General features: G+C 40.2%; 8 protein-coding genes and 1 tRNA gene. 6 read left to right on the top strand and 3 right to left on the bottom strand.

All coding sequences use genetic code 11. The features are described 5' to 3' along the window. On the bottom strand, positions 1–265 hold a 265-nt coding region (locus C4S38_RS16150; RefSeq protein WP_234999417.1), incomplete at its 3' end, for a hypothetical protein. 107 nt (positions 266–372) lie between these two features. Further along, on the bottom strand, positions 373–2,586 hold the full coding sequence (locus tag C4S38_RS14590) for a RelA/SpoT family protein (protein WP_103984307.1): 2,214 nt from the start codon (positions 2,584–2,586) through the stop codon (positions 373–375). A 173-nt stretch (positions 2,587–2,759) separates the two neighbouring features. On the opposite strand from C4S38_RS14590, the gene C4S38_RS14585 reads away from it, so the two are divergent. The 4 genes from C4S38_RS14585 (at position 2,760) to C4S38_RS14570 (ending at position 7,427) form a co-directional block, all read left to right on the top strand. After that, complete coding sequence (locus C4S38_RS14585; protein ID WP_103984306.1) at positions 2,760–4,280, top strand: DUF4301 family protein; 1,521 nt, start codon at positions 2,760–2,762, stop codon at positions 4,278–4,280. Positions 4,281–4,557: 277 nt separating this feature from the next. Beyond that, positions 4,558–5,652, top strand: coding sequence for a PCMD domain-containing protein (locus C4S38_RS14580; protein ID WP_103984305.1), 1,095 nt, complete (start codon positions 4,558–4,560; stop codon positions 5,650–5,652). Between the two features lie 11 nt (positions 5,653–5,663). Further along, positions 5,664–6,446, top strand: coding sequence for a porin family protein (locus tag C4S38_RS14575; RefSeq protein ID WP_099464837.1), 783 nt, complete (start codon positions 5,664–5,666; stop codon positions 6,444–6,446). 42 nt (positions 6,447–6,488) lie between these two features. After that, complete coding sequence (locus C4S38_RS14570; protein ID WP_103984304.1) at positions 6,489–7,427, top strand: sugar phosphate isomerase/epimerase family protein; 939 nt, start codon at positions 6,489–6,491, stop codon at positions 7,425–7,427. Between the two features lie 345 nt (positions 7,428–7,772). On the opposite strand, the gene C4S38_RS14565 is transcribed toward C4S38_RS14570, so the two are convergent. Beyond that, positions 7,773–7,846: transfer RNA gene (locus C4S38_RS14565), tRNA-Ala, on the bottom strand. Between the two features lie 78 nt (positions 7,847–7,924). Here C4S38_RS14565 and C4S38_RS14560 point away from each other — a divergent pair. Next, entirely contained in the window at positions 7,925–8,239 is a 315-nt protein-coding gene (locus tag C4S38_RS14560) for a DUF4286 family protein (protein WP_103984303.1), read from the top strand. Further along, a complete protein-coding gene (gene ruvC / locus C4S38_RS14555) occupies positions 8,236–8,796 on the top strand; it encodes a crossover junction endodeoxyribonuclease RuvC (RefSeq protein WP_099464194.1) in 561 nt (186 codons plus the stop codon). Before C4S38_RS14560 ends, ruvC begins: the two co-directional genes overlap by 4 nt. Positions 8,797–8,806 lie beyond the last annotated feature (10 nt).

The raw sequence follows: 8,806 nt of genomic DNA, 5'->3' as shown, positions 1-8,806 counted from the left end.
GTACGAAATAGTTGCCGGCTCGTCTGTAATGGTTTTGCAGGCCTACAAAATGGCCGCAGCTACTCCGGTAATGGTTTTGTAGGTGTACGGAGGCTCCGCCGGTGCGTCGGTGATACTTTTGTAGGTATACGGAGGTTTTCCGTGTGGTACGGACACACGTTTTCGGCAGGCTGCAAGGGCAGCCTGCTATGTTTTGATTGTTTTTTACGTGAAAAAGGTGGGTGGAGGAAAGGTTACGTTTTTTTTGCAAAATTTCCTTCTTCATGAAGAAGGACTGCGGAACATACATGTTCCGCAGATATATGTCTTATACAAGGAATGTATTTCATCTTGTTTATGAGATGTTGCGGGGGCAAAGATAGGGAATAATCTTTATGAATTAAGCCTGTCTACTGTTTTTACGCCCTTTACTGTTTTTATCTTTTTAGTAAGCATGTTTAAAGATGTGGTATCTTTAACCATGACGGTAAAGTTGCCCTGGAATAATCCGTCTACCGAGTCTATGTTGATGGAACGTAATGTAATTCCGCTTTCTTTTCCGATTACGGAAGTTATGTTGCTTACAATTGTTATATCATCCCGTCCGATAACACGGAGGGTAACAATATAGCCATTGTCACCTTTGCCGCTCCATTTTGCGCGTATAATACGGTAACCGAAACGGCTGAACATTTCCTGTGCGTTAGGGCAATCCAGCCGGTGTATCTTGATTCCTTGCGTAGAAACGAAGCCGAATACTTCGTCGCCGTAAATGGGGTTGCAACATTTTGCCAGCTTGTATTCGATACCTGTTAAGTTTTTATCGATGACCAGAACGTCTTTACTCGTCGAAATTTCTTCTACCTCTGTTGTTGTGATGAAATCTTCGGCACTGCGTACTTCTATGTGGTCGTTAACCTCTTTCTCTTTGCGTTCCAATTCAAGGTATTCGTCAATCACTTTATTGGGGTCGAGACGTTCTTCCGCAATTTCTATATAGAAATCGGTAACGGTTTTGAATCCTTTCTTTTTAATGTAACGCATCAGTATGGCTTCTTCCACCTCTATTTTCCGGTTCTTAAAGCGTCGCTGAAGCATTTCCTTGGCAAACTCGGCAGCCTTGACAGCTTCTTCGCGTAAAGCCTGTTTTATTTTAACGCGGGCTTTCGAGGTTACAACAAAATTCAGCCAATCTCTCTTCGGGCTTTGTGCAGGTGAGGTAATAACCGATACCGTATCTCCATTATTCAGAACATATTTTATAGGTACGTTTTTGCCGTTAACTTTAGCCGAAACGCATTTGCTGCCTAACTTGGTATGGATGGCAAAGGCAAAATCCAATATTGTGGCACCTTTGGCTAACTTGATAAGTTCGCCGGTCGGTGTAAATACATATATTTCGTCTTTGTATAAATCCATTTTGAAATCTTGCATCAGGTCTAAAGGATTGCTCTCCTTAGCCTCTAATGCGGCACGTACGGTGGTAAGAAACTCGTCTAATCCGTTTTCCGCTTTTATACCTTTATATTTCCAGTGGGCGGCAAGTCCCCGTTCTGCTATTTCGTCCATACGTCTGGTACGTATCTGCACTTCCACCCACTTGTTTTGTGGTCCCATTACCGTGATATGCAGGCTTTCATATCCATTGGTTTTAGGGATGGATATCCAGTCTTTTAATCGGTTGGGGTTGGGTTGGTACATGTCGGTGACAATGGAGTAGACTTGCCAGCATTCCGAACGTTCTTTCTCTAATGGTGTTTCCAGTACGATCCGGATAGCAAAAAGGTCGTATATGCTTTCGAACTCGATCTTTTGTTTTTTCAGCTTGTTGTTGATGGAATGGATAGACTTGGTACGTCCTTTTATATCGAAAGTTAAACCAAGTTCTTCCAGTTTCTTCTTTATAGGTGCGATAAATTGGGCAATATAGGCATCTCGCGAGCGTTTGGTTTCATTTAATTTTTGCTTGATGAAATCATACTGTTTGCGATCTGTATATTTTAAAGAAAGGTCTTCAAGCTCGCTTTTTATTGAATATAAACCTAGCCGGTGGGCTAAAGGAGCATATAGATAGGATGCTTCGGTGGCTAACCGGATGCGGTCATCTTCTTTTAACTGCTTGCCCAAACGCATTAAGCACAAACGATCGGCAATCATAATCAGGATAACCCTTACATCTTCTGCAAAAGAGAAAAGTAAATGATGGAAATTCTCCGAATTGACGGCCGTGTTGCGTGCATATAAATCGGAAGTCTTTAGCAGGCGGCTGATAATAAGTGTAACGTCCGGATCGAAAGTTTGCTCAACATCTTCTAACGTTATGATTTTTTTTAGTACGGGCCGGTATAGCAGTAAAGCGATGACGGGAGTCCTTTTTAACCCGATCTCCTGGGTTACGATCAAGGCGGTATCTATGTTTCTCAATAAACCGTTGATCCCGTTTTTATCTCTGCCGTAACAATCTAATGCAACAACTCGCTGCATAAGACTTTTCATCTTTCGAATATCTTCTCTTTGCAGGAAAGAATAAAGATTGCGTAATAGTAATCTGTACTTTGAGAAAAACGTTTTTTTCTCTTCTTCGGTAAAGAATGATTGTGTATCCATTGTTGTGTTATTTTTACTGCCCACTTGCGGACAGGCCGTAAAACATGTTGTAAAAGTATCTTTTTTATTGGAATATGAATACTAATCTAGCGGTTATTTTATACATTTGCGATATCCGGAGTCTTTTAAAGGCTGTGGATTCATGATGAATTAATCAATTAAATTTATATACTATGTTAAACGCAAAAGACTTGGAACAGTTGTCGGCCAAAGGAATCAGCGAAAAACAGATTGACGGACAGTTGGCATGTTTTGTGAAAGGGTTCCCTTTTCTGGAAATAGCTGCTTCCGCTTCCGTTGAAAAAGGAATAATGGTAATTTCTCAGGAGCAGCAGGCCGCTTATATGGATGCTTGGGATGCTTATCTGGCAAAGAATAAGAAGATTGTGAAATTTGTTCCTGCTTCCGGTGCGGCAAGCCGTATGTTTAAGAACTTGTATGAGTTTTTGTCTTCCACTTATGATGAGCCTGCCAATGCATTTGAACGCACGTTTTTTTCCGAAATAAATAAGTTCGCATTTTATGATGCATTAAACAACGTTTGCCTTGCCAATGAAGAAAAAGATATTCCGGCATTGATGAAGGAGGGACGTTATAAAGCGATTGTTTCCAATTTGTTGGAACCTAAAGGATTGAATTATGGCCAGCTTCCTAAAGGTTTGCTTCTTTTCCATTCATATCCCGGAAAAGTCCGTACCGCAATGGAAGAACATTTGTCTGAAGGTGCTATGTATGCGAAGAATAATGCCGGTGAAGTAAATATTCATTTTACTGTTTCTCCGGAACACCAAGCTCTGTTTGAACAGTTGGTTGCCTCTAAAAAGGGAGAATATGAAGAGAAATTCTCCGTTAGATATGACATATCTTTCTCTATCCAAAAACCGAGTACCGACACGGTTGCGGCCGATATGGAGAACAATCCGTTCCGTGATAAGAATGGTAAATTATTGTTCCGTCCGGGCGGACATGGTGCATTGATTGAGAATCTGAATGATGTGGAGGCCGATGTTGTATTTATTAAAAACATAGATAATGTAGTTCCGGATAGTTTTAAATGCTCTACTGTCATTTGGAAAAAAGTTATTGCAGGCGTATTGGTTTCTCTGCAGGAAAAGATATTTAATTATCTGAATCTGATTGAAAGCGGTAAATATAACCATAGTCAGATCGAAGAGATGATTCATTTCTTGCAGGACGATTTATGTATTAAGAATCATGATATTAAATTGCTTGAGGATGCAGAACTTGTATTATATATCCGTAGTAAATTGCTACGTCCGTTGCGTGTCTGCGGAATGGTGAAAAATGTAGGCGAACCAGGCGGAGGTCCCTTCCTTGCCGTTAATCCTGACGGAACAGTTTCTTTGCAAGTCCTGGAAAGCTCCCAGATTGATATGACTGATCCTGCTAAAAAAGCAATGTTTGAGAAAGGGACGCATTTTAACCCTGTTGATTTGGTTTGTGCCGTGAAGAACTATAAAGGCGAAAAATATAATTTGCCTGATTATGTGGATAAGAATACCGGTTTTATATCTTATAAAAGTAAAGACGGGCGTGATCTGAAAGCTTTGGAATTGCCCGGTTTATGGAATGGTGCTATGAGCGATTGGAATACAGTTTTTGTAGAAGTGCCTATCGAAACATTTAATCCGGTGAAGACTGTGAACGATTTATTACGCAGAGAACATCAATAAGAATTATCCCGATCTTTTTTGAAAACCATCCCGATGATTTTGTAAAATCATCGGGATGGTTTGTTTTCCGGTTAACGATCTGCTTTCTTCTTGCATAATGACAAAGTGATTTATACTGTTTTTCATAGTAGCCGGGAGATGGTAATAAAACTATATCCCATTGTAAAAAAAGTTATTAAACCTGATTAAGTCTGATTCTTTTCAAAATATAGACTTACCTTTGCCAATGTTTTTTCAAAAAAATGAGTGTAAAACAGTTGTAAAAAGGATATAGACGATGAAAATACGAAGTGTAATTGCATGCTTTCTTTTGTGTTTGCCTCTATTGTCGTGTATACAAAGTGAGGCTCCGAATGCCGAAGCCGATATACTTACTTGTTCGGTGTCGGGCAATGTTCTGAAGGCAGAACCGGAAATAGAGAATGAAAGTATAACTCTCATTGTTAGAAGTGATGCAGATATAACCAAATTATCCCCTGAGTTTACTTTGACCCCTGGTGCAACAATTAGTCCGGCCAGCGGAACGACTTTTGATTTTACGACTCCGCATACGTATGTTGTAACTTCGGAAGATAGAAACTGGAATAAGACATATGTTGTACGTTGTATAGTTTCGGGAATTAGTACCGATTATCATTTTGAGACGATTACTTTGGAACCTAAAAATGAGCGTTTCCAGATATTCTATGATCTTTCATCAAGTGGTGATGCTGTAAATTGGGGAAGTGCGAATGCCGGTTATGCTTTAACCGGTGTGCCCAAAAGCCCGACGGATTATCCTACCAGCCAGTTTGCGGACGGATATGTTGGCAAATGTGCAAAACTTGTGACATGTAGTACAGGTAGTCTGGGTAGTTTAGTCGGAATGTATATTGCAGCCGGTAATTTATTTATAGGAACATTTGATGCGTCGTCTGCATTAACAAATGCATTAAAAGCAACTCGTTTTGGCAGACCTTTTGAACATGTTCCTACCTATTTAAGCGGGTATTATAAGTATAAACCGGGGGAAGAATTTACTTCTAAAGGAAAACTGGTTCCGGGAAAGGAAGACCAGTGTGATATTTATGCCATTTTTTATGAAACGGATGAAAATGTCCGCTACCTGGACGGCACGAATGCACTTACCAGTCCCAATCTGATTTCTGTTGCCCGGATTTCAAATCAGCAGGCAACCGATGAGTGGACTCATTTCTATATTCCTTTTGTGGCACGCCCGGGCAAGGTTGTGGATAAAGAAAAGCTGAAAAACGGAGGCTACCAGCTGGCCGTTGTATTTTCTTCCAGCATACGGGGAGATTACTTTGAAGGGGCCGTAGGCAGTACCCTATATATTGATGAGGTAGAGGTGATTCATTCTGAAAACGAATAAAAGGAAGTATGATGAAAAAACATATATCTGCAATTTGTGTATTGATGCTACTGTTTGCTGCAACGGTAAACGCGCAGGTCGAGAGAAACGAAGGCATTATATGGTCTTCTCTCCGGGGATTAGAATATGAGGTGAAAGCCGGTTTTAACATTGGCGGTACTGCTCCGGTTCCGTTACCTCGTGAAATACGTTCTATAGACGGCTATAAACCTACTCTTTGCCTGTCGGTTGAAGGCAATGTTATAAAATGGTTCGGCGTAGAGAAAAAGTGGGGAATGATTTTGGGACTCCGCGTTGAAAACAAAGGTATGGAAACAAAGGCTACAGTGAAGAATTATAGTATGGAAATCATAGGGACCGGAGGTGAAAAACTGAAAGGAAACTGGACGGGAGGTGTGCAAACTAAAGTACGTAATACCTATTTCAGTATCCCGGTACTTGCTTCTTACAAATTGAATAACAGAATGAGTTTTTCTGCAGGTCCGTATGTTTCTTTCCTGACAAACGGCGACTTCTCCGGGTATGTTTATGATGGTTATTTACGTGAAATTAATCCGACCGGAACAAAAGTTGAGTTTAAAGATGACAACCGTGCTTCGTATGATTTTTCAGATAATCTGAGAACTTTCCAATGTGGGGTACAAGTTGGTACGAAATGGAGAGCATTTAAGCATCTTGATGTTTGTGCCGATCTGACTTGGGGATTGAGTGATATATTCCAGAAAGATTTCGATACGGTAACTTTTGCTATGTATCCTATTTATTTGAATGTAGGATTTGGTTACGCTTTCTGATATTTTCATAACTTTGTACATACCATAGAAAAATATATTATTATGAGTAACAGACGTGATTTTTTGAAGAATGCATCCCTTTTTACTGCTGCAGGACTATTGGCAGGTAAAGCAGGATCTATGTATGCAGCCACTACTCCGGCTCCTGTAGTTGCCGCAAAGAAAAAGATAGGTTTACAAATATATTCCCTTGCCAGAGAATTGTATGAAGACCTTCCTAAACGTTTGAAGGAAGTAAAAGAAATGGGTTATACCGATCTTGAACTTGCCGGATATAATAAAGGGAAAATAGGGGATGTAGACATGATGGAATTTAAAAAGATGGCAGAAGATGCCGGTCTTAAAATCATCAGTTCCCACGTAAATCCTCCTACAAGGGAGTATACAAAAGAAAATATGTCTCAAATCCTGGAGTATTGGAAACCTACTGCCGAAGACCATGTAAAGCTGGGTTGTAAATATCTGATTCAACCTATGATGCCTAAATGTGCATCCCATGAAGATGCCGCATTAATTTGTGATATATTTAATAAAGGCGGAGAAATTGTAAAAGCTGCAGGTCTTCCGTTTGGCTATCATAATCATAATATGGAATTTCAGCGTGTGGTTAAACCCGGGGAACGTAAGGGAGAAGGCTTTTGGGATAGATCGGGCGATGTCATTTATGATTTGTTCCTTGCAGGGACTGATCCTTCTTTGGTATTTTTCGAGATGGATGTTTACTGGACGGTTATGGGACAAAATGATCCGGTGGAATATATGAAGAAATATGCTGACCGCATTAAAGTTCTGCATATTAAAGACCGTGCTGTGCTGGGTCAGAGTGGTATGATGAATTTTGAAATGATTTTTAAGCAAATGTACGCAAATGGTATTCAGGATTATTTTGTTGAACTGGAACACATGCCGGACGGACGTACACAATTTGCCGGGGTGAAAGATTGTGCCGCTTATCTTAAAAAGGCTCCTTTTGTAAAATGATATATTAAAAATAAAACTGAAACAGGCTGCCTCGAAAAGAGGCAGCCTGTTTCAGTTTGTAGGATATAGAGATTGTATTCTTAGTTTCAACAAGCATTATCCACAATCTGCAAATAAAAATGGGCTGCGTATATCTGTCGTAGTACTTTTGTTATGTGAATCGATAATTAGTATTTGTCTTACAGGAATGAATATTACATTATAACCTATCAGCTATAAAGAATTTTATTGATTACTATTAGTTAAATTGGAAATTAGACAGCGCGTAATACCGTTTGGTTCGAGAGGATAGGACGGTATTCTTTTTATGTTTACGCTAAGGATTAATTAATTCTAGATTTATCGTGGAGCATATCGGACTCGAACCGATCACCTTTAGACTGCCAGTCTAACGCTCTAGCCAGATGAGCTAATGCCCCGGTTATCATTTTCTGAGTGCAAATATAGATGTTTTCCTGATATATCCGTTATCTTTGTGTGATAAATTTAATAGATAAATGATTGTTTATAATACAACTTTTCATATTGAGAGGGATATTCACGAAGAAGGTCTGAAGTATCTTAAGGAAAATTATATTCCGAAGGCTACGGCTAGTGGATTTCTGCAAGCTCCAAGTTTGCGTCGTATTATGCAGACTGCCGAAGATGAAGGGTTTAGTTATTCGGTGCAATTCTTTGTGAAGAATATCGATACATTAAACTATTGGTTGGAAAAGGAAGGACGTGGGCTCCATACGGCGTTGGTCAATCGGTTCGGTCATAAAATTGCAGGTTTTAGTACATTGCTGGAAGATATAGATTGGGAAAGATGACGAAAGACCGCATTATATTAGGTATAGACCCCGGTACTATTGTTATGGGATACGGCGTATTGAAAATTGAAGGTAATAAGCCAAGCATGGAGGCGATGGGTGTTTTGCAATTGGATAAATTTGAAGATCATTATCTTCGTCTTCGTAAAATATTCGAGCGTGTTCTCGGATTGATAGATCAATATCATCCGGATGAGTTGGCCATCGAGGCGCCTTTCTTTGGTAAGAACGTACAGAGCATGCTGAAGCTCGGACGTGCCCAGGGAGTCGCAATGGCTGCTGCTCTGGAACGGGACATTCCTATCTTTGAGTATGCACCCCTGAAGATAAAGATGTCTATTACAGGCAATGGTAATGCAGCAAAAGAACAAGTAGCCGGTATGTTGCAACGCTTTTTGCATATTCCTCAGGAATCGATGCTTCCGCAGATGGATGCAACAGACGGATTGGCGGCGGCCGTTTGTCATTATTTCCAGACCAACAGGCCGGCCCAGGAGAAGAAATATACGGGTTGGAAAGATTTCATTGCAAAGAACCCCGGTAAAGTAAGAGATTGATGTAGATAGA

It is taken from the genome of Parabacteroides chinchillae (assembly GCF_900108035.1).
Classification (GTDB): Bacteria; Bacteroidota; Bacteroidia; order Bacteroidales; family Tannerellaceae; genus Parabacteroides; species Parabacteroides chinchillae.
The sequence above is the reverse complement of the archived record's forward strand: the minus strand, read 5'-3'. Positions and strand labels throughout refer to the sequence as shown.